Origin of the sequence: Solibacillus sp. FSL K6-1523 (assembly GCF_038005225.1) — a bacterium.
Lineage (GTDB): Bacteria > Bacillota > Bacilli > Bacillales_A > Planococcaceae > Solibacillus.
This window is the reverse complement of record NZ_JBBOSU010000001.1, coordinates 3,102,558-3,122,263: the sequence shown is the minus strand read 5'-3', so window position 1 is coordinate 3,122,263 and position 19,706 is coordinate 3,102,558. Positions and strand designations below refer to the sequence as shown.

General features: G+C 33.3%; 18 protein-coding genes. 9 read left to right on the top strand and 9 right to left on the bottom strand.

The features are described 5' to 3' along the window. Positions 1–49 precede the first annotated feature (49 nt). The 5 genes from MHI10_RS15085 (at position 50) to MHI10_RS15065 (ending at position 5,885) form a co-directional block, all read left to right on the top strand. Positions 50–1,633: a sensor histidine kinase gene (locus tag MHI10_RS15085; RefSeq protein ID WP_340786795.1), complete on the top strand. Its 1,584-nt coding sequence runs from the start codon at positions 50–52 to the stop codon at positions 1,631–1,633. Positions 1,634–1,638: 5 nt separating this feature from the next. Further along, positions 1,639–2,322, top strand: coding sequence for a response regulator (locus MHI10_RS15080; RefSeq protein WP_340786793.1), 684 nt, complete (start codon positions 1,639–1,641; stop codon positions 2,320–2,322). A gap of 214 nt (positions 2,323–2,536) precedes the next feature. Next, positions 2,537–3,565, top strand: a complete 1,029-nt coding sequence (locus MHI10_RS15075) for a tripartite tricarboxylate transporter substrate binding protein (protein WP_445683229.1) — start codon at positions 2,537–2,539, stop codon at positions 3,563–3,565. A 58-nt stretch (positions 3,566–3,623) separates the two neighbouring features. Further along, the gene (locus tag MHI10_RS15070; protein ID WP_340786789.1) at positions 3,624–4,088 is read left to right on the top strand and encodes a tripartite tricarboxylate transporter TctB family protein; all 465 of its coding nucleotides are present in this window, start codon (positions 3,624–3,626) and stop codon (positions 4,086–4,088) included. Between the two features lie 270 nt (positions 4,089–4,358). Further along, positions 4,359–5,885 (top strand): tripartite tricarboxylate transporter permease, encoded by a 1,527-nt coding sequence (locus MHI10_RS15065; protein WP_340786788.1) that lies wholly within the window; start codon positions 4,359–4,361, stop codon positions 5,883–5,885. Positions 5,886–6,232: 347 nt separating this feature from the next. Here the strand turns inward: MHI10_RS15065 and MHI10_RS15060 are convergent, their stop codons facing one another. Then, positions 6,233–7,105 (bottom strand): MBL fold metallo-hydrolase, encoded by an 873-nt coding sequence (locus MHI10_RS15060; protein WP_340786787.1) that lies wholly within the window; start codon positions 7,103–7,105, stop codon positions 6,233–6,235. A 218-nt stretch (positions 7,106–7,323) separates the two neighbouring features. On the opposite strand from MHI10_RS15060, the gene MHI10_RS15055 reads away from it, so the two are divergent. The 3 genes from MHI10_RS15055 (at position 7,324) to MHI10_RS15045 (ending at position 9,395) form a co-directional block, all read left to right on the top strand. Further along, complete coding sequence (locus MHI10_RS15055) at positions 7,324–8,007, top strand: HAD family hydrolase (RefSeq protein WP_340786786.1); 684 nt, start codon at positions 7,324–7,326, stop codon at positions 8,005–8,007. Positions 8,008–8,191: 184 nt separating this feature from the next. Continuing rightward, positions 8,192–8,716, top strand: a complete 525-nt coding sequence (locus MHI10_RS15050; RefSeq protein ID WP_340786784.1) for a sigma-70 family RNA polymerase sigma factor — start codon at positions 8,192–8,194, stop codon at positions 8,714–8,716. Next, positions 8,709–9,395: a DUF3600 domain-containing protein gene (locus tag MHI10_RS15045; RefSeq protein WP_340786782.1), complete on the top strand. Its 687-nt coding sequence runs from the start codon at positions 8,709–8,711 to the stop codon at positions 9,393–9,395. The genes MHI10_RS15050 and MHI10_RS15045 overlap by 8 nt, the downstream gene beginning before the upstream one ends. Before the next feature lie 332 nt (positions 9,396–9,727). Here MHI10_RS15045 and MHI10_RS15040 read toward each other — a convergent pair whose 3' ends face one another. The 6 genes from MHI10_RS15040 to MHI10_RS15015 form a co-directional block, all read right to left on the bottom strand. After that, a complete protein-coding gene (locus MHI10_RS15040; protein ID WP_340786781.1) occupies positions 9,728–10,285 on the bottom strand; it encodes a GNAT family N-acetyltransferase in 558 nt (185 codons plus the stop codon). 196 nt (positions 10,286–10,481) lie between these two features. Beyond that, a complete protein-coding gene (locus tag MHI10_RS15035; RefSeq protein ID WP_340786779.1) occupies positions 10,482–11,090 on the bottom strand; it encodes a uridine kinase family protein in 609 nt (202 codons plus the stop codon). Between the two features lie 173 nt (positions 11,091–11,263). Further along, on the bottom strand, positions 11,264–11,683 hold the full coding sequence (locus MHI10_RS15030; protein ID WP_340786777.1) for a DUF4181 domain-containing protein: 420 nt from the start codon (positions 11,681–11,683) through the stop codon (positions 11,264–11,266). Between the two features lie 243 nt (positions 11,684–11,926). Further along, positions 11,927–12,211, bottom strand: a complete 285-nt coding sequence (locus MHI10_RS15025; RefSeq protein ID WP_340786775.1) for a hypothetical protein — start codon at positions 12,209–12,211, stop codon at positions 11,927–11,929. Positions 12,212–12,331: 120 nt separating this feature from the next. After that, entirely contained in the window at positions 12,332–12,814 is a 483-nt protein-coding gene (locus MHI10_RS15020; RefSeq protein WP_340786773.1) for a GNAT family N-acetyltransferase, read from the bottom strand. 99 nt (positions 12,815–12,913) lie between these two features. Beyond that, positions 12,914–13,360: a hypothetical protein gene (locus MHI10_RS15015; protein WP_340786771.1), complete on the bottom strand. Its 447-nt coding sequence runs from the start codon at positions 13,358–13,360 to the stop codon at positions 12,914–12,916. 227 nt (positions 13,361–13,587) lie between these two features. Here MHI10_RS15015 and MHI10_RS15010 point away from each other — a divergent pair, with 227 nt between their 5' ends. Then, positions 13,588–15,483, top strand: coding sequence for a PrkA family serine protein kinase (locus tag MHI10_RS15010; protein ID WP_340789259.1), 1,896 nt, complete (start codon positions 13,588–13,590; stop codon positions 15,481–15,483). A gap of 537 nt (positions 15,484–16,020) precedes the next feature. Here MHI10_RS15010 and MHI10_RS15005 read toward each other — a convergent pair. After that, complete coding sequence (locus MHI10_RS15005) at positions 16,021–17,787, bottom strand: hypothetical protein (RefSeq protein ID WP_340786769.1); 1,767 nt, start codon at positions 17,785–17,787, stop codon at positions 16,021–16,023. Between the two features lie 92 nt (positions 17,788–17,879). Further along, the gene (locus MHI10_RS15000; RefSeq protein WP_340786767.1) at positions 17,880–19,592 is read right to left on the bottom strand and encodes an ATP-binding protein; all 1,713 of its coding nucleotides are present in this window, start codon (positions 19,590–19,592) and stop codon (positions 17,880–17,882) included. Positions 19,593–19,706: the final 114 nt, after the last annotated feature.

Genomic DNA, 19,706 nt, shown 5'->3' with positions numbered 1-19,706 from the left:
ATGCTATAATGAAAACTATCATTCTATAAAGTCATTGAGGGATAGCATAATGAAAAGACGCTCATTGAATTTCCAGTTTTTTAAACATAATATATTTTTAGTCGTAACGGTATCATTTATTATTCTTATCCCTACTTATTTTATATTGGGAGAAATTGTTGAGCACGAAATTGGAGAACGCGCTCTAAGTGTTGCAAAAGTAACCTCTAAACATCCAAATATTATAATAGGTTTAAAGAAGGAAGAAACAACGGAGGCATTACAACAACTAGCTTTAGAAATACAAGAAAGTGTCGAAGCCCAGTATGTTGTTATTGGGGATGAAAATGGAATTCGTTACGCTCACCCAGTAAACGAGCGGATTGGTGAAGAAATGGTTGGAGATGACAATGATCAGGCGTTAATAGAAGGCGAGGCATATATTTCAACTGCAGAGGGTACTTTAGGTAAGGCATTACGTGGAAAGGCGCCCGTAAAAGATGAAGACGGAAAAATAATTGGTGTCGTTTCTGTTGGATTTTTATATGAAGATATTTTTTTTATGAATATTGATTATGGTCGCTATTTAATCGTTTTATTTATAATTACCGTAGTACTGTCAATCATCATTTCTACATATTTATCTAATAAAATTAAGAAGCAGTTATTAAATTTCGAACCACAAGAAATCGTAAAAATATTAACGGAGCGAAATGCGATTTTAGAGTCGATTCGTGAAGGGATTATTATGGTAGATGCGGAAGGGACGATTACCTTAAGCAATCAGTCAGCGAGTACCCTATTAAATAGTGAAAAATCGGTAGTAGGTCAAAATATTAGCACTGTCATCCCGCATACGCGTTTAATCAAAGTGCTAGAATCGGGTCATGAACAATTAAATCGAATGATGACCATTAATGGCGTGAAAACGTTAGTTAACCGAGTACCCATTATTAATGATGGGAAAGTAATCGGTGCGGTCTCGAGCTTTAGACCTTTTGAAGAAATTGATTTAGTGGCAAATGAATTATCTCAAGTAAAGCAATATATCGCATCATTGCGCGCTCAAACACATGAGTATAATAACTTCCTTTATACGATTTCAGGTTTGCTTCAGCTAAAGGAATATGATGAGGCGCTAAATTTAATTCATTCAGAGCGTCTAGGTAACCATACGTTAATTTCATTTATTAATGAACATATTAAAGACACCTTTATTAGCGGCTTAATGATTGGATTTTATAATCGGGCAAAAGAATTAAAAGTAACACTTATTTTAGATGAGGATAGTTATTGTGGGAAATTAGGCCAATATTTCGAGAAGCATTTATTAATTTCGATTTTAGGGAATTTAGTGATGAATGCATTTGAGGCAGTCGAACATTTAGAAGAGGAAGAGCGAATCGTTCGTATATATATTTATGAATATGAAAAAGAAGTCATTTGTGAAATAGAAGATTCCGGAAGTGGCATTGATCAAGAGGTACTAAATAATTTATTTGAAATGAAGCAATCAACAAAGGATAAAGAAACGCGCGGATATGGTTTATCGATCGTAAATGAGAATTTAAAAAGACTGAATGGTTCGATCGCGATTGAAAATGGAGAATTAGGGGGAGCACTATTTATTGTTTCTATTCCTAAAGAGGGGTAAATGGTATGGAAAAAAATATTGAAGTGTTAATCGTTGAAGATGATGTGCGCATTGCTCAAATTCACGAAAAGTTTCTAGAGCAACTTGAAGGGTTTCAAACGATTGGAATGTCTCATACAATTGAGGATGCGAAAATTTGGTTAGATACAATGAAGCCGGATTTGATTTTATTGGACATTTATTTTCCAGATAAATTAGGTACGGAGCTTATTGATTATATTAAAGAAATGAAACTTGGAACGGATATTATTTTAATTACTGCTGCTGCGGAAGTTGAAATTGTGAAGAAAGCCTATGCCAGTGGGGTCATTGATTTTTTATTAAAACCTTTAACATTGCAACGGTTTAAAGAGTGTTTACAAAAGTACAAAGACAAAAGGGATATATTAAACTCTTCAGATCGATTACAAGCGAATGAAATCCAGCGTTTATGGAATAACATGACCTTTACTGAGGAGTCGAGAGAAATCAGTCCTAAAGGGATCGATCCGGTGACGAAAAATGGCGTTATTAACTACTTAACAACTTGCGCGGGCGGCATTACAGCTGAAAAATTAGGGCGGGAACTCGGCATTAGTCGCACAACAGCACGTCGCTATTTAGAACATTTAATGATAGAAAAATTGATTTCTGTCGAGCATATATATGGTTCAGTTGGCCGACCAGAAAGGCGCTATTTTATTAAATGAATAGAGTAAAAAGAGTACACAATTGTTTTTGAAAACAATTGTGTATTTTTTGTTTACAAATTTCCAAGTCGTGTGAACAGTATGAACAAAATGGACAATATAAAATTAAAGGACAATATTTTCGAAATATATAAATAATTACCGTTTTATATTTTAATAAAGTTAACGCTTACATCAAAGGGAGCGTATATTCAAGGGGGGAATATTCATGTCAATGAAAAAGAAATTGGGGGCACTATTTTCAGCAGCAACACTTACGCTAGCCCTAGCTGCTTGTAGCGATGGTGGGGGAGAATCTAGCGGTAGTAGTGGCAATAAAGAAGAGGACTATCCGAAAAGTAACTTAACAATTGTGGCACCATCTGGAGCAGGTGGCGGCTGGGATTTAACAGCTCGTTCAATCGGTAAAATGATGAATGAAACAAGATTAATCGAAAAACCAATTACAGTTGAAAATAAACCTGGTGGTGGCGGTGCTGTATTTATGGCCACTTACGCAACGAAAGAAGCAGAAAATGATCATATGTTAATGGTCAAGTCTCCGCCAATTTTAATTAACAATTTAAAGGCTGAAGGAAATAGTCCATATGGCTATAAAGATACAACACCACTTGCACAATTAACGAAAGACTTTGGTGCGATTGTTGTACGTGCAGATTCACCATATGAAAGTTTAACAGATTTATTAGATGCAGTTAAGGCAGATCCAACTTCGATTACAATGGCTGGTGGTTCGGCACCGGGTTCAATGGACCACTTAATTACGATTTTACCAGCTTATGAATATGGGATTGATCCAAAAGCTGTAAAATATGTTTCTTATGACGGTGGTGGCGAAGCGATGGCTGCATTATTAGGGAAGAATGCAGATGCAATCGGAACAGATATTTCAACAGTTGCAGCTTATGTTAAGAGTGGTGATGCTCGTGTATTAGCCGTAACATCTCCGAACAAAGTGGCGATTGAAGGGTTAGAAGATGTTCCGACACTTTATGATTTAGGCATTGATACGGAGTTTACCATTTGGCGCGGAATTTTTGGCCCGAAAGATATGTCGGAAACAGCTAAAACATATTGGGTTGAAAATTTAACGGCATTAAATGATAAGGAAGAATGGAAATCAGAGTTACAACGAAATGGCTGGGAGCAAGATTTCCGTGTAGGGGAAGATTTCACTAAATTCCTTGAAGATCAAGAAAAAACGATTACAGAAATTTTAACCGCTTTAGGTATGCAAAAGTAATAGAAAAGATGCGAGTATTTCATTTTGCTCGCATCCTCTTTTAGGAGGTGTCACAACAATGAATTTAAAATTTGATCGAATGGCTAGTGTTGTCTTCCTTGCGTTAGGTATTCTTGTAATTGTTGAATCACAAAAAATATCTACCAGCGCATATGGCTCACAAATTGGACCAAGTACTTTTCCGTTGGGCTTAGGTATTATTCTTATTCTTTTAAGTATTTTCTTGTTTATAGAAACGATTAAGCATAAGGCTACATATAAAATCGTAGGTGAGGAAGAAGATATTAAATCACCGAACTATAAGCGCTTTTTCATTATATTTATTGCGGCTTTAAGTTACGTTTTATTATTAGAAAAACTAGGTTATTTAATTACAACTTTTGCGTTCCTCGTTATCGGATTCCAAACGCTTGAAAGAGGAAAATGGGTTCCTACGATTATTATAGCGGCAGTATTTTCAGCGTTTATTTATTTTGGATTTGTAAATGTATTAGGCGGTTCTTTACCAGGATTACCATTCTAACTTGATTCAGTAGGAGTTCAAACTCCGGATAAATTGGGGAACAAAGGCTAAACCCGTCACGTCCTGTGACAACGCCTTTGTGATCAACATCGTGTTGACCCAAGCTCCAGCAGATGTCACAGATTTTTAAGGAGGCCTGCGTGATGCAGGTCAGTTAGCCGTTGTCGCATAGACGCGACGATCTTAGGCTAACACCGCTAGTAAGCGAGCTCGAAAAAATCTGGACTAAAGTTAGCCAAGGCGAAATTGATTAGAAAGGGGGAGATGTAATTGGAAACGATACAATATTTAATGAACGGCTTTGCAATCGCATTTCAATGGCATAATATTTTATTTGCATTATTAGGGGTTATTATTGGTACAGCAGTTGGTGTTTTACCAGGGATTGGACCAATGAGCGGAGTGGCGCTATTAATTCCAGTTACTGCTACGTTAACATCTGGCTTACCTGTAGAAATGGCTGCTACTAGCTCAATCATCTTACTAGCGGGTGTCTACTACGGTGCGATGTATGGTGGATCTACAACATCCATTTTATTAAATACGCCAGGTGAATCGTCGTCAGTTGTAACGACTTTAGATGGTTACCAAATGGCGCGTCAAGGAAGAGCGGGCGCGGCCTTGTCAATAGCGGCTATTGGTTCTTTTGTTGCAGGGATTGTTTCTTTAATTGGCTTAGTTTTATTGGCGCGACCATTATCAAAGGTAGCCATTAATTTCGGTCCGGCTGAGTATTTTTCATTAATGCTACTTGGTTTAGCAGCAGTTAGTGGCTTAGCTGGAAAATCGATTACGAAAGCATTAATTATGACGGTACTCGGATTATTATTAGGTTCGATTGGGATCGATGCTGTTTCGGGTATTGCCAGGTTTACGTATGATCAACCAGTACTGTTTAGTGGAATTGAATTTTTAACCGTGGCAGTCGGGTTATTTGCTTTAGGAGAAGTATTTAAAACAATTTTCGAGAAGGAAGGTAATGACGAGCCAGTTGCGAAAATTACTCGTATATTACCAACGAAGAAAGATTTAAAAGATAGTGCTGCACCAATTGGCCGTGGCTCTTTACTCGGATTCTTTTTAGGTGTCTTACCAGGAGCAGGTGCTACACTCGCGTCATTCTTTGCTTATATTACGGAGAAAAAAATTAGTAAAAATCCAGAATCATTCGGTAAAGGAAACATTGCGGGAGTAGCTTCACCAGAATCGGCAAACAATGCAGCTTCGGGTGGTGCAATGATTCCTCTTTTAACGTTAGGAATTCCTGGTTCGGGTACGACGGCTATTTTAATGGGTGCTTTTATTATGTACAACATTCAGCCAGGCCCCTTATTATTTGAAGAACATCCGCAAGTTGCTTGGGGATTAATCGCAAGTATGTTTTTAGGAAACTTAATGCTACTTATTTTAAATATGCCTTTAGTGCGTGTATTTGCGAAAATCATCCAAACACCGAAGAAATATTTATTACCGATTATTATTGCTATCTCCATTTTTGGTGTTTATGCAGTTCAGTATACAGTATTTGATTTATTATTATTATTGGGCTGTGGTGTGTTAGGTTATTACTTTGCAAAAAATGATTTTCCTGTTGCCCCGCTTGTTTTAGCGTTAGTATTAGGGCCGATGATTGAAAATAATATGCGCCGTGCATTAACGATTTCAAATGGTGAGTACAGCATTTTTGTAGAGAAACCATTATCACTTGTCTTTTTAATCGTGGCATTTTTATGGATTAGTATTCCAATAGTTTTAAAATTGCGCGGTAAAAACGTTATTATTAATGAAGAGGGTTGAGTAATACGTGTCATTGTAAAAGTGAGCATCCCATGCAGTAGTGTGGATGTTCGCTTTTTTGCTTTTATACAATATATTTCCATTAGCAATTTGAAAATAAAATGTGTCAAACAAGAAGCCACCTCATGACAATCTTCATGAGATGGCTGCTAATTAAATATCAATTACGCCTCGGCGTAATTGCGTCCAGATTTTTTCGAGCTCGCTCGAAAAACTTCCCTTAAAAATCTGTGGCATCCGCCGGGGCTTAACTTGATTCAGCCGGGGTTTGAACCCCCACTGAATAGAATTGCCTTTTTGGCATTCATCCCCCACTTATAGAAGTAGGGGAATTCTGCTGAATTAAGTTAAATGGTTGTGTTCTTTAACGCATATTTGGATTGAATTATATAGTCATTCACAAAAGCTTTTATATAAAATAGTTCATCATCATTTGGTTCTCTTTTATTTTCTAACTTAAAGGATTCGATTGCCTGTTCTAAAGAAGATGATGTAACTGCCTCACTTGCTGCTGTTAGCTCTATCCAAAATTGAGTCATTTCATTTAAATCACAAATTGATTCATGACCTAGTAGGAACATTTCAGCATCATACTTTTGAATGTCTTCAATCATTGGTAATAACAAGGACTGCTTGTAATGAAATAAAGAATTGGTCGTTTTACCATAGACACAATCAGCTAGAAAAACAACTTTTTCATCAGGAATATAAACGATTGTAGAATCATCAGTATGAGTACTTTTGATTTTTTCAAGTATGCAAAGTTTATTTCCTAAATCAACCGTTAAAGTATTTTCAAAAATCATATTTGGAGAGCGCAATTTAAAACGATCCCTGTTAGATATTTCATCTTGAATAATCTTCATACACATCGCACTCATTTGATTATTATTCACACAATTTTGAAGGGAATTATCATCAAATGTATAACTTTTCCATTCCTTTAATCGTTCGTTTGTTTGACTATTAACAATAACCGTTGCGTCAAATTCATTCATACCAAGGAAGTGATCCCAATGTGCATGTGTAATGACCAAATATTTAACTGGGGGTACATCGAGCTTTGCAATTTCTAATAAAAAATCTTGAGCATGTTGAGTAGAATTACCAGAATCTATTATAAGACTAAATTGATCACCACATATTAGTCCTAGTGTTGGGCGGTCTTTATCATCTTGATGTGATAAATAATAAATCGTATCGCTTAATTTATTTAACATGTTATTTCTCCTCATTTCTAGATATAAATTCTATGAATCATATGAAAGAGAAAACCTATGTTTATAATCTAAAATAAATAATAGATTTCCTCATTTTATTTTTTTACCATTGGACTTGTACCTCCTGTTTTTGTTAAGGTAAATTATAACATATAATGCAATGAATTGATTTTATTTTTGTAAACATTCAGAAACGCACTGTATAGGGGGAGCGCAAAATGATTAAGGCGGTTATTTTTGATTTAGATGGAACTTTATTAAACCGTGACGAGTCCGTGAAAAAGTTTATTGATAACCAATACGAGCGCTTGAATAAATGGCTAGCCCATATTCCAAAAGAAAAATACAGTGCCAGATTTATCGAACTTGACAACCGTGGTTATGTTTGGAAGGACAAAGTATATCAACGATTGACTGAAGAATTTGAGATTACTCAGGTTACTTGGGAAGAACTACTACAAGATTACATTAACCAATTTCAGCATCATTGTGTGCCATTTCCTAACCTAATTAGTATGTTAGAAGAATTGCGAAGTAACAATTTTATTTTAGGGATGATTACGAATGGATTTGGGCAATTTCAAATGGACAATATTAAATTGCTAGGTATTGAAAGCTATTTTGAAACGATTTTAGTATCTGAATGGGAAGGAATGAAAAAACCTGACCCACAAATATTTAAGAGAGCTTTGAATCAACTTAATGTAACACCAAACGAAAGTATGTTTGTTGGAGAACACCCAGCAAACGATGTGAAAGCAGCTAAAAATGTAGGAATGATAAGTATTTGGAAAAAGGATTTTCAGTGGGATAACGTAGACGCCGATTTTGTTGTGGATGATCTTGCCGAGTTGTTTTCGATTATTCATAAAGCGAATAATGATAGCATCTTGTTCAACTAGCTTGTGCAGGAATAAATAGAAGAGAAAGGGCATGCTTTTTTATGAAGGATGCCTCTTTTGCATTTATTTTTTACAATTTACCAACCCAAATCGCATTACATAAAATTAAATTTAAAATATTTAAGCCAAATCACCTTCCCGTTTGTCTAATAGATGTACAACCAAAACGAAAGGAGGAATAAAGATGAAACTTGAAAGCTTAGTAAAGAAAGCACAAAAAGGAAATGATAAAGCTTACTTAATGCTTTTCCAGCAGTATGAAGCGGATATTTATCGAATGGCATATGTCTATGTAAAAAATAAAGAAGATGCATTAGATCTTGTACAAGAGGTGGCTTATCAGTCATTTAAGAAAATCCGTACATTGGAGAAGCCAGAATATTTTAAGACATGGCTGATGAAAATTACGATAAATTGTGCTTTGAACTTAATCAATAAAAATAAAAAAATCATCCCAATAAATGCAAATTTTGAAGTACTTACTGGGGCAGAAGATAAAGACATTGCACTTACATTGTCTTTACATAAGCTGATTGATACTTTGAAAGAAGATGAGAAAAGTGTCATTTTATTAAAATATTACGATGATCGTACATTGAGGGAAATTTCAGAAATACTAGACATCCCATTAGGAACCGCAAAGTCCGTGTTATACCGTGCTTTAGATAAGCTTCGCCAAAATGTAAAGGAGGTTGATAATTATGCATAATCATCTTAAGGAAGAGTTATCAAAAATCGAAATTCCTATAGAGATTCAAGAAAGAAGTAAACGGGGCATTACGAAAGCAAAATCTGAAATGGGTGGCAAAATGAATCGCTTTTTTAAGAAACGATTGGCTATAGCAGTTATTTCGGCATGTTTAATCATTCCAACGGGTGTATTTGCGTCTCAAGCGTTACTGGTCGATGATTTTTATGGATCATTTGATAATCTTAAAAAACATGCGGCGAGTGTTACGATGAAAAGTTACTTATTATTTGATGCAAAATTAAATCAAGCAAAAGGCGATCTAAGTAAAGAAGAGTTTAAACAATTTAAAGCGTTATTAAATGTATTTACAAGTGCAAAACTTGAATATGGTGATAGCAATGGAAATATAGATTATGCTCTAGTCCCTGTAGACTCCTTAGAAAAAATTAAAGTAGCTATGTCCGAAATTCAAGCATACTTTGATCAATTAAATGGGCTTCCATCTAGCAAAGAAGTTTTAACAGCTGAAGAATTTGAACATTATATACAAGCCTTAATGACGTATGAATCCATTATGGCACAAGTAGGCGTTTCGAGTGTTCCAGATATCGATATCATTCCTACACAGTTACAAGCGGAATTTTCCGAAGCTCAAGAATACTTATATTACGTAAATGAAAAACAAATTGGAAATTGAATGATAGATAGAATAATGCAAGGAATTTGTGAGGGGGCGTAGGGTATTTAATATTGGGGCCTTGTAAGATTTATGCATAATTTTATGCATAAATAAAGTGTGTATCGTTGTAAGGAAAATGTACGACAGCCATTGCCCTAACTGAATTTGAGCGTTCTTGTATATAAAGTTGTATAAATGATATTTAGAGAAGAAGCCACGAAACATTGATTTAACAGTGTTTTCGTGGCTTTGTAGTGTACCCAAACTCTGATTTTGGAACGTTATTTAGGTTTGTTTTGTATATGCTATAAATCCTTATTGCACTAAAGCGCCCCGTTAGTTGAAGTAACTTATTTCATCAATTCTTTTTTTACAAGCGTGTAATGATAATGTAGTTGGTTTTCTATCTCAATATTTCCTGTAAGATGAAAGCCACATTTTGCTAGTACTTTATTTGAAGCTAAATTGCGTGGAAGAACCACAGCATTCAATTGTTCAACATCGGTGTTTGCAAATAGGTAATTTACTAATCCTTTTACTGCTTGTGTTGTGTACCCCTTATTTCTATAATGCTTAGAAATAGAGTAAGCAACTTCTCGATTTGGTCCACTTAGTTCCTCTTTAATACCCGTATTACAGAAACCAATAAATTCATCAGTTTCTTTTAAAACAATTCCTAACTTCATCCATCTTTCACCTATACTTGGAACATTAGCTAAAAATTCTTTATTATCTGGTATCTCATAATTTGTAACCCAATCTAATCTTTGTTCTCTAGTCGAACGCCAATCTGGCAAAAACTCATAAACTTCGGGTTGTGAAGTCAGTTCATAAATAGCATCTACATCTTCTATTCTAAATTCTCTTAGTAGTATTTCACCACAGTCTAGTGTAAATAAATTGTCCATATTCATTTTCCCCCCTGTAATTACATTCTTTTCTAAGTTTAATAATTCCTTCTTCAACTAAACTGTCCGTTAGTTGAAGAAGAAACGTCCCCAAAGCGTGGTTTAGTTACCTAACTTTCATTTGGGAACGTTATTGAGATTTGTTTTGTATACGTTATAAATCCTTGTTACACAAGTTAGTTGAAAAGTTTCTCTTTTATTTAGCTCCATCAGCAACAATATCAGCACTTTCATAAGGCTTATGTTTTTCCACATAAATATCTTCTGAAATCATCCAATTATTTTCCCACATTTCACGGGCTTCTTCTCCGTCTCTATCTAGACCCCTTGAAAGACGTTTTTCTCTTGGACAATCAACCCATACTTTAAAATCGTATCTATCTACTAATTCTTTTCGAATAGAATATACGCCTTCGATTATTACAATGCCACCAACAGGAACAGTATGCCACTCTGCTAAACTATCCGTATCCCAATCGTACCGTTGATAATGTCCCTCTTTTTCTTGGCTTAATGGTTCTAGCACCTGAGTTAAAAGACGTTTCCAATCAAAATCAGCACCAATAGGTTTTTTTGTTGGATGTGTATTAATAATTTCAGAGGAAGGAAGGTAAAAATCATCCTTATGAACAATCGTTACATTAGAACATTCTTCTTTTATTTTGTCAGCAAATGTACTTTTTCCAGAGCCTCCACAACCGTCTATCCCGATTAAGAGTGTAGATTTCTTTTTAGAACTTTCATTTATGCTATCTACTAATTGTTTGAGAGAATTAAATTGACCTTTAATTATTTTAGAATTCATCTTAATTCACCACCTTCTGTTATTCACTAATTTTGTTAGTTCTCTATGCGTCATATAAAAACCTTTATGAACCGTTAGTTTAAGTAAAAAAAGTGCCCAAAGCGGTGTTTGGGAAGATTGTAAGGTTTGTTGCACTAAAGCACTCGTTAGTACAACAAGAATGACTTTCTCTATTAAGTTAGTTCAATAAGCAAATCAAACTTAATGACTATAACTAAGGTAAGTAAAAATAAAATCCCTTCGCTAATAGTTAGAATATATTGTTTGGGGTTCTGCGAATATTTACACTCGAAAAATGCCCTTACTGTGGAATCTAATAATATGTAGAAAAACGATGCAATTAGTATCAGGTTTATCGAATAACCTTGAATTATGACCAAGTTATAGGTAACGATAAATGCAATTATCCAAGTAATTCTGATAGCCCACTCAATTTTTCTGTGCAATTCGTTTATCGGTTTATTAGAAAAAAGGGAAGAAAGAATGGATTTTTTTTCTTTTTCTATCTTGAATAGCTTTCTTAAAAGTAACCGAACTATTGTATTTAATACGAACACAATTAGCACAGTGAATACAAAATTTCCCCAAATCATGCAATCCCGCCCTCCTCTAACTAAATTGCTGCGTTTTTTGAATTATAACCTTCCCCAACCCTCGTTTGAGAAGGTTGTAAGGTTTGTTGCACTAAACCCTCCGTTAGTAGAAGAAGAACAGTTTATATTTCTATACGTCAAAAGATAAACTGTTAATCTTCCATTCATTGTTATACATTTTAAAATTTAAAATTATGAATGTTGGAGGACTTTCATCTTTTCCATATGAACTCAATTAAGTAATTACCTTTTATTTTTAAAATCTAAAAGTAAAGGCGCTATATTCAGTAAGATAGAAACAATTGTCAGAAACCATAACGCCTTTTCCATGGTAGGTACAACATCCAATAAAGCTGCCCAGTCATTCACTTCTACCCAATCAGCTATCAGACTATTTTCTGCACAGAGTGTCAATGCTGTAAATGATAACCCCATTGCCATCGCAAGTTTGTAATCTTTACCTGATGTATACATATATAGATTGATAAAAGTTGTTACTATTGCAATAAGACCTAATATTAACCACATAATGATCCCTCCATTATACTTTTTCATTTCTCAGTATAGACGTGAATTGTAATTATATGGTTGCTAAATCCTTGTTTTTATTTTAGTCAATTTGTGCAAGTGCACCTTATTGGTATGGACTCAAACTAATCTCTTCTCCATTGTCCAGAAAGTATCATACCAACCAATATGTACATATCCTAGTTGATCATATAAGCGACAAGCTGGATTTCTTGGATCCACGCTTAAACATAATTTCTGATACCCATAATTTTTTGCTTTTGCTTCGAGCGCCCGCATTAAAGCACTTCCAATTCCTTTACCCCGAAAATCTTTAAGGAGGGCAATGCCGATTTCTGGCGTTTCATCATCACCATATCCCTTTTCTTCATTATCAAACAGGCGCAACCAAATAGCGCCAATTGCTTGTTCGTCATTTTCCGCAATTAGCCCAATATCACCGTCTCGTTCCCCCCAGCGCTCTATATATTTTGATACAGATGGCTCGTCTAATATTGTTCGTGGGAAAGGTTTTTGTCCTTCTGGTACAAATGCGGACTCATACACCATATCCCGTAAGAAGGGGATATGGTGTTTTTCAAGATTTCTTATTTTGAAACTCACAGTATTGAACCTCCATTCTTTTTATCATTACCGATGAGGCTGATGTTAAGAGAGTCGCTGTTCCTATCAACCCACTATGTTTTAACCAAAATCCAATCATTATTTATCTAATTTCATCAATAACAAAAAATCCTTACTTTGCTTGTATTCAACATGATATTGTTCACAGTATGCTAGTAAATCTGTATAGAACGATTGTGGTTGAAATAACATTAATCGAATAGGGAACTTAGATTTTTGCTTAATAATTGCGGTTTTAGTACTCCAACCGCGTCTAACAAAGTTAATTTTTAAAATCGTACTTGAAGAAATATCCTTTTTGTAAATCGGAAATGAAAATAAATAAATTTTGTACTTGATGATGTCATTTTCAATAGTAAGATGGAACATTAAAAATAAAGATGAAAATAAAAACACAATGAGAATACCGCTTAAAATATATAATAACGGGGATGTTTTCATTGTGATTGATACAATAGATATTAAAAAAAGTTGAAATGTTAATAATAAATCATAGCTAGCATGGGTCTTTGCTTTATAGTTCATTTTAATAAGCTCCTGAATTTCTTCCAATACTTTACTGAAATTATAGCATAGGGAAATTGGTTAATAAATGGAAAAGTGATGTGATGAACCGTTTAAAGATTGAATGCAGCTGAAAAATTTGGTGACTGTTTTATTTGAACAATGACAGATAATAAAAAAGTCTAGGTATCATAATTTCCCTCCGTTCATATTATGTAAAAACCGTGCCCAGGATGGAGGGGAAGATAATCGAATTTTTAAGAAAGATTAGAAATTACCGGGAAGAAGAAAACAGGCTGAAGTGGGAAGGGACTTTTTCAGATTACTTACGGATTGTGCAGGAAAGACCAGAAGTTGCTCAAACGGCCCATTCACGCGTTTACAATATGATAAAAAGCTCCGGGCTTGAACAGCGAGATGGACAAAAATTATTTAACTTTTTTGGGAAAGAAATTTTTGGTTTGGAAGTGGCGTTGGAGCGATTAGTCGAGGAATATTTCCACCCTGCTGCGAAAAGGCTAGATGTTCGCAAAAGAATTTTATTATTAATGGGACCGGTTAGTGGTGGTAAGTCGACAATTGTTACGTTATTAAAACGAGGACTCGAACAATATTCACGCACGGATGAAGGCGCTGTTTATGCGATTAAAGGATGTCCGATGCATGAGGACCCTCTACATTTAATCCCACAGCATTTGCGAAAAGATTTTTATGCAGAATATGGGATCCGGGTTGAGGGAAGTTTATCTCCGCTCAATGCAATGCGTCTTGAACAAGAATATTATGGACAGATTGAGGAAGTTTTAGTGGAACGCATTTTCTTCTCGGAAGATAACCGAGTTGGAATTGGTACATTTACACCGTCAGATCCAAAATCACAGGATATTGCGGATTTAACCGGTAGTATCGACTTTTCGACGATTGCTGAATATGGTTCAGAATCCGATCCGCGTGCCTATCGTTTTGACGGGGAATTGAACAAAGCGAACCGCGGGATGATGGAATTCCAAGAAATGCTGAAATTAGATGAGAAGTTTTTATGGAATTTACTTTCATTAACACAAGAAGGAAACTTTAAGGCTGGAAGATTTGCCCTTATTAGTGCCGATGAAGTTATAATTGCGCACACCAACGAAACCGAATATCGTACGTTTATTTCTAATAAGAAAAATGAAGCATTGCATTCAAGAATTATAGTTATGCCAATTCCGTATAATTTAATGGTCAGCCAAGAAGAAAAAATTTATGAAAAAATGATTAGTGAAAGCGATATGGCACATGTTCATATTGCACCACATGCACTTCGCGTTGCTGCAATCTTTTCGGTTTTGACGCGCTTAGAAACACCGAAAAAAGCAGGTGTTGATCTGCTTAAGAAAATGCGTTTGTATGATGGTGAAAGTGTGGAAGGATACAATCAAGTGGACTTAGAAGAGCTGAAAAAAGAGTATCCAAACGAAGGAATGCATGGTATTGATCCACGTTATGTCATTAACCGTGTGTCATCTGCTATTATTCGTAAGGAAGTACAGTCAATCAATGCGCTCGATGTTTTACGGTCATTGAAGGATGGGCTTGATCAACATGCTTCGATTTCACAGGAAGACAAAGATAAGTTTATGAATTACATTGCAGTGGCTAGGAAAGAGTACGATGATATTGCGAAAAATGAAGTGCAAAAAGCGTTTGTGTATTCGTATGAAGAATCGGCGAAAACGATGTTAAATAATTACTTGGATAATGTTGAAGCGTATTGCAATAAAAATAAAATCCGTGATCAGTTAACGGGTGAAGAAATGAATCCGGATGAAAAATTAATGCGTTCGATTGAGGAACAAGTCGGTATTTCTGAAAATGCGAAAAAAGCATTCCGTGAAGAAATTTTAATTCGACTATCGGCATTTGCACGGAATGGAAAACGATTTGATTACAACTCGCATGATGCTTTGCGAGAAGCCATTCAAAAGAAATTGTTTGCGGATTTAAAGGATGTTGTTAAAATTACGACTTCATTGAAAACGCCAGATGAAGCACAGTTGAAAAAAATGAATGAAGTTGTCGCGACACTCATTGACGAGCATGGTTATAATTCAACATCAGCGAATGAACTATTACGCTATGTTGGTAGTTTGTTGAACCGTTAAAATAATTGCGAATGTTCAAAAAGTAATCTATCGACTTTTTGAACATTCTTTCTTTGGTGGATTTATGAAATATTTAGGACTTAACCGCATATAGTAAAAAAATAAAATTTTATAAAAAATAAGTATTATAGGATGAAACAGGTAATAAAAGGATAAACTTCCGAGGTGGATCTTTAATCTAATCCCTTTTTACCTAGCTAAATCAGTTTAACGAGTTTTTTTGAATAAAGTAAAAAGACTGTCTGGATTAGTATAAACCCATCCCTTTGCTGAAAATTAAATACCATATGAATTTAAAGTCAATCGAGGGGGCAGCCTTATTATGCGGTACTGATAAATCTTAATTGTAATATTTAAGCTAAAGATTAAAATCCGGTATTATATGGTAGCTTTTGTTGTGTGTAATAATTAGATTTGTAGGAGGGATATATAAAGCTTACTTTTCTTTACTAAGCTAAGCGATTTAATTGAATAACATTTAGAATATTCAAACTTTTACTCGGTGACTAAAAATTGTTGGTAAATAAAAATTAATTATTACACGGATTTTACTTTTTCAGAGGTAATAGTGTAATAACCAATATAGTATAAAAGTGTGAAGGTCATCTCTTTAACGAATATTAACATTACAAGAATAAATATTAAAATAATAAATAAGTTCAGTCTTTTTACAACTATATTAGAAAGTGTAAAAATTGAATTGCTAAACTTTCCAGAAACTAAACCTAATCCCAAACAAATTATCGAAAGAAAAATAAATATAAAATCAACCTTATTTAAATTATAATGGAAAGCTAACAAAGTAATTGTTATGGATATTAACATCATTAAAGGAGCTAAAGCTACTTTGAAATTTTTAAAGTTTTTCTTTTCTTTGTAATTAATTAAATCTCCAGAAAGATTAAAAAAGCAAATTATAAAAGATAAAAAATAAAAAATCCCAAAAATAATTAATATCCAAGTGTTAAATAAACAAAAGATTTCCCAATATTGAATTAAAATACAGAAAAATATAGATAATATAGAAACTAAAATTTTGCTTGTAGCTTGATTAGATGCCTTTTCATCAATATAACCATGAACTGTAAACCAAGTATTAATTGTCAAAACGGCATTGATTATTTGAAGTGATAATAAAACATATAACAATTCCCAAGGGATATATTGTGTGTTAAAGCTTAGTTTAAAGGATTTAAAATGAATTTCAATTATTATCCAAATTAATACTAGAATAATCATAAAGAAAACCCGATAATATTTTGAAAATTTATTTTTTGAGGGAATTCCAAATAAATGATTCCAGATATCTTCACCTAAAGATTCACCCATCCAATTGATAAAAAGTTTTTTTGAATTTTTATAAAGAGACTCAGATTGTTTAATAATCGTATAGTTATAAGTATTATCCAAGAAAAATCCATATGCCCTAAGTAAGGTTATTAAGGATAAAATAATAATTAAATTATCAATGGCATTTAAAATTAGCTGGTCTGTAATTTCAATATAATACTTAAAAAGAGATATTGTAATTAAACATAATAATGGCGCAAAATAGTTCCTTGATTTTAGTAATTTTCTTTCGAGAGTAAATAATGAAGATATTCCTAATAATATTATTGAAATTGTAATAGTGAAGCTCATTAAAAACTTTGTTATCAAGGTTATATCTATACTTTTTAAAAGTTCATAAATGCACAAATAGATTAAGAAGGAAAAAATGTGTAAGTAAGTATTTTGGGAAAAAGGTTTATATGAACTTAAAGGTATCAAAGGGATAAATAAACTAATTAAAACTAAAAGTAAATTTGTTTGAAAGTCTCCGGCACTAGATATTAAACTCCAAAAAGTGACTAAAATAAAATAAAGTCCAAAATTTTTATTTAATGAATTTTGGATATTAAAGAATAAAATAATAAATATAATGAAAGTTAGATATATACCATGATTTAAATAACCAAATTTATCAAATAATACATAACTTAATAAAGTAACTAAACCTCCTAATATACCTCTGGTAAGAAAGTTTTCTTTAAAATTATTAAATGTCATATTTAACTCTTGAATTAAATATGAATCTTTGAATTGTTTAAGAATAAATTGTAAAACTAAAGGGCTCGCTAAAAGTAATACGATACCAAAGCCTGAAAAATAAACACTTGAAAAAGTGATGAAAAATAAATACGCAATTAACCATATATATAAAGCCATTTGTTTAATATTAATACGGTTATTTATATCCTTACTTTCAACATTTAGGGATAAAGATGGGAATATTGTCAAAGCTAATAAAATGAAATAAAACATTAAAGCTCCTCCTTGAGCCATATCATAAGTAATATATTTTTTTCAAAAAGTAAAACTATCCAATAATTCCTTATTGGATAGTTTTATTATTTTTAGATTTTTTGTTTTGTAAATTTTAGATTTAATCTTTCGAACAAATATTCTTCGAGGACAATGACTTCAATTTTATGTGAATGTCTTTCATCTTCTAAGAAATATTGCGTATATTGAGTGTTATCGTCTTTTGGATAACATCTAAAAGTACGGGAAGTTTCAAATGCATCAACAACAACATCATTATTTTTAAGTTCTGTTTTAAAGCAAACGATACCATAAAGACGATTAAATGAATGGTTGAATGAGTTCTTTAAAATATTCTTGAATTCAACAAAAAATAAAGCATCTTTTTCTAGACTCACGCTACCCTTTCTTAATTGGGCTAATACATCTATTCCTGCATGTGTATCATAATCTACAATTTCAAAAGGAAATAAATCTGGTTTCAAAATATCTAATGTATGATATAAAGCAAACACACCATGTTCTTGTCGAGGTTCTCTTAATATATGCTCATTAAAAATAGCTATCTTATTTTGTAAAATGTGTTTTTTTCGCGTTTCATAATTTTTCTCTTCCTTCCTCTCACTTAGGAAGGCTTGAGAACTTTGTTCTAAATACTCTAAATCCTCCCAATAACTACTCTCAATAATATCGTTGTATATATCAACTACTTTACTTTGTATAGCTTCAAGTATTTCCGAAGATGTGTTATCAAGAGAACCACGATTGGCAGTAAGCTTTAAATCTTGGCAGTTGAAAAATGCATGAAACTTTGTGTATTCAGATCCTTTTTTTGTAATCCAATCATTTTTTCTTTGGACAGGAATAAAATCTTTACAAAGCCAAATTCCATAACGATCTTGAACTTTATAAGCCCCTTCAGGAGCTTTATATCCACTTCTTCGTATCATTGGATTGTATTTTTGCTTTGCCTTGTTTCCTTCAATATAGAAAACTGCTTGATATTCGATATCGGGAAACTTTTCTAATGTGCCATCATAAGTCAATCTTTTTACGAAGTGATCAGGTGCATCCGACAAATACTTTTCTAATAGTTTGTTCAAGTTTTCGGACTCCTCTGGGAATATGTGTCCGAAAGTTAACACTTCCACTTCATCATGATCTTTGTCGAGCCCTTTTAAATGAATTTTTATATCATTATAAGGACAAATATTATCAAAGATATTTTCGAATGAACCAAATTTTGTGAACCAATAAATATGGTCTTTGATTATATCATGGGTAAAAACAGATCTTTCATCATTGTTATATCCGATAATTTCAATATATGTACCTTTGAACTCTTTATTTTGAATGTTAACATCAATAGTTGGAAGTTTATTATCATATAAAGCACTTAATGGTTCTAGCATTAATGCAGTATATTCTTTACCATTTTGCCCAGTAATAACATTTACGTAATCTGAGTTAAAATAGATTTTTGTACCATGCCCCTTTTCACCAATTAATGTTGTATCAATATCCTTAATATCACGTCTAGATGAATTGCCCAAATCAAAGAAGGAATTAATACCTTCTTCATTCATACCTTCACCATCATCTCTTATAGTGATTTTGAGTCTCTTTCTACCTTTAATAGTAGCAATTTCAAATAATAAATAAATATTTTTGGCTTTGGCATCAAAAGAATTACTAATTGCTTCACGTACGATGTCTAGTGGATTTGAGAAATCTGATGCAATCTCTAAAAATTCTCGGCTTGGATTAACTTTAGGCTCAAATGTATATGTTGTTAATTCAGTCATAGTTTTCACCTCATAAGTAATATTTATTAATTATACATTAGTTCGAATGTAATGTGATGAATGAATTTTGAAATATATTTTATTTCCTTGATAGAACCATACATCTTTGGACGA

Excerpts from the sequence above, each read along its gene's own strand:
- MHI10_RS15045 (WP_340786782.1), top strand. The coding sequence starts at position 8,709 with ATGCATAATCATCTTAAGGAAGAGTTATCAAAAATCGAAATTCCTATA.
- MHI10_RS15030 (WP_340786777.1), bottom strand. The coding sequence starts at position 11,683 with ATGATTTGGGGAAATTTTGTATTCACTGTGCTAATTGTGTTCGTATTA.
- MHI10_RS15080 (WP_340786793.1), top strand. The coding sequence starts at position 1,639 with ATGGAAAAAAATATTGAAGTGTTAATCGTTGAAGATGATGTGCGCATT.
- MHI10_RS15070 (WP_340786789.1), top strand. The coding sequence starts at position 3,624 with ATGAATTTAAAATTTGATCGAATGGCTAGTGTTGTCTTCCTTGCGTTA.
- MHI10_RS15075 (WP_445683229.1), top strand. The coding sequence starts at position 2,537 with ATGAAAAAGAAATTGGGGGCACTATTTTCAGCAGCAACACTTACGCTA.
- MHI10_RS15035 (WP_340786779.1), bottom strand. The coding sequence starts at position 11,090 with ATGAATTCTAAAATAATTAAAGGTCAATTTAATTCTCTCAAACAATTA.
- MHI10_RS15000 (WP_340786767.1), bottom strand. The coding sequence starts at position 19,592 with ATGACTGAATTAACAACATATACATTTGAGCCTAAAGTTAATCCAAGC.
- MHI10_RS15050 (WP_340786784.1), top strand. The coding sequence starts at position 8,192 with ATGAAACTTGAAAGCTTAGTAAAGAAAGCACAAAAAGGAAATGATAAA.
- MHI10_RS15055 (WP_340786786.1), top strand. The coding sequence starts at position 7,324 with ATGATTAAGGCGGTTATTTTTGATTTAGATGGAACTTTATTAAACCGT.
- MHI10_RS15060 (WP_340786787.1), bottom strand. The coding sequence starts at position 7,105 with ATGTTAAATAAATTAAGCGATACGATTTATTATTTATCACATCAAGAT.
- MHI10_RS15085 (WP_340786795.1), top strand. The coding sequence starts at position 50 with ATGAAAAGACGCTCATTGAATTTCCAGTTTTTTAAACATAATATATTT.
- MHI10_RS15040 (WP_340786781.1), bottom strand. The coding sequence starts at position 10,285 with ATGGACAATTTATTTACACTAGACTGTGGTGAAATACTACTAAGAGAA.
- MHI10_RS15015 (WP_340786771.1), bottom strand. The coding sequence starts at position 13,360 with ATGAACTATAAAGCAAAGACCCATGCTAGCTATGATTTATTATTAACA.
- MHI10_RS15025 (WP_340786775.1), bottom strand. The coding sequence starts at position 12,211 with ATGTGGTTAATATTAGGTCTTATTGCAATAGTAACAACTTTTATCAAT.
- MHI10_RS15005 (WP_340786769.1), bottom strand. The coding sequence starts at position 17,787 with ATGTTTTATTTCATTTTATTAGCTTTGACAATATTCCCATCTTTATCC.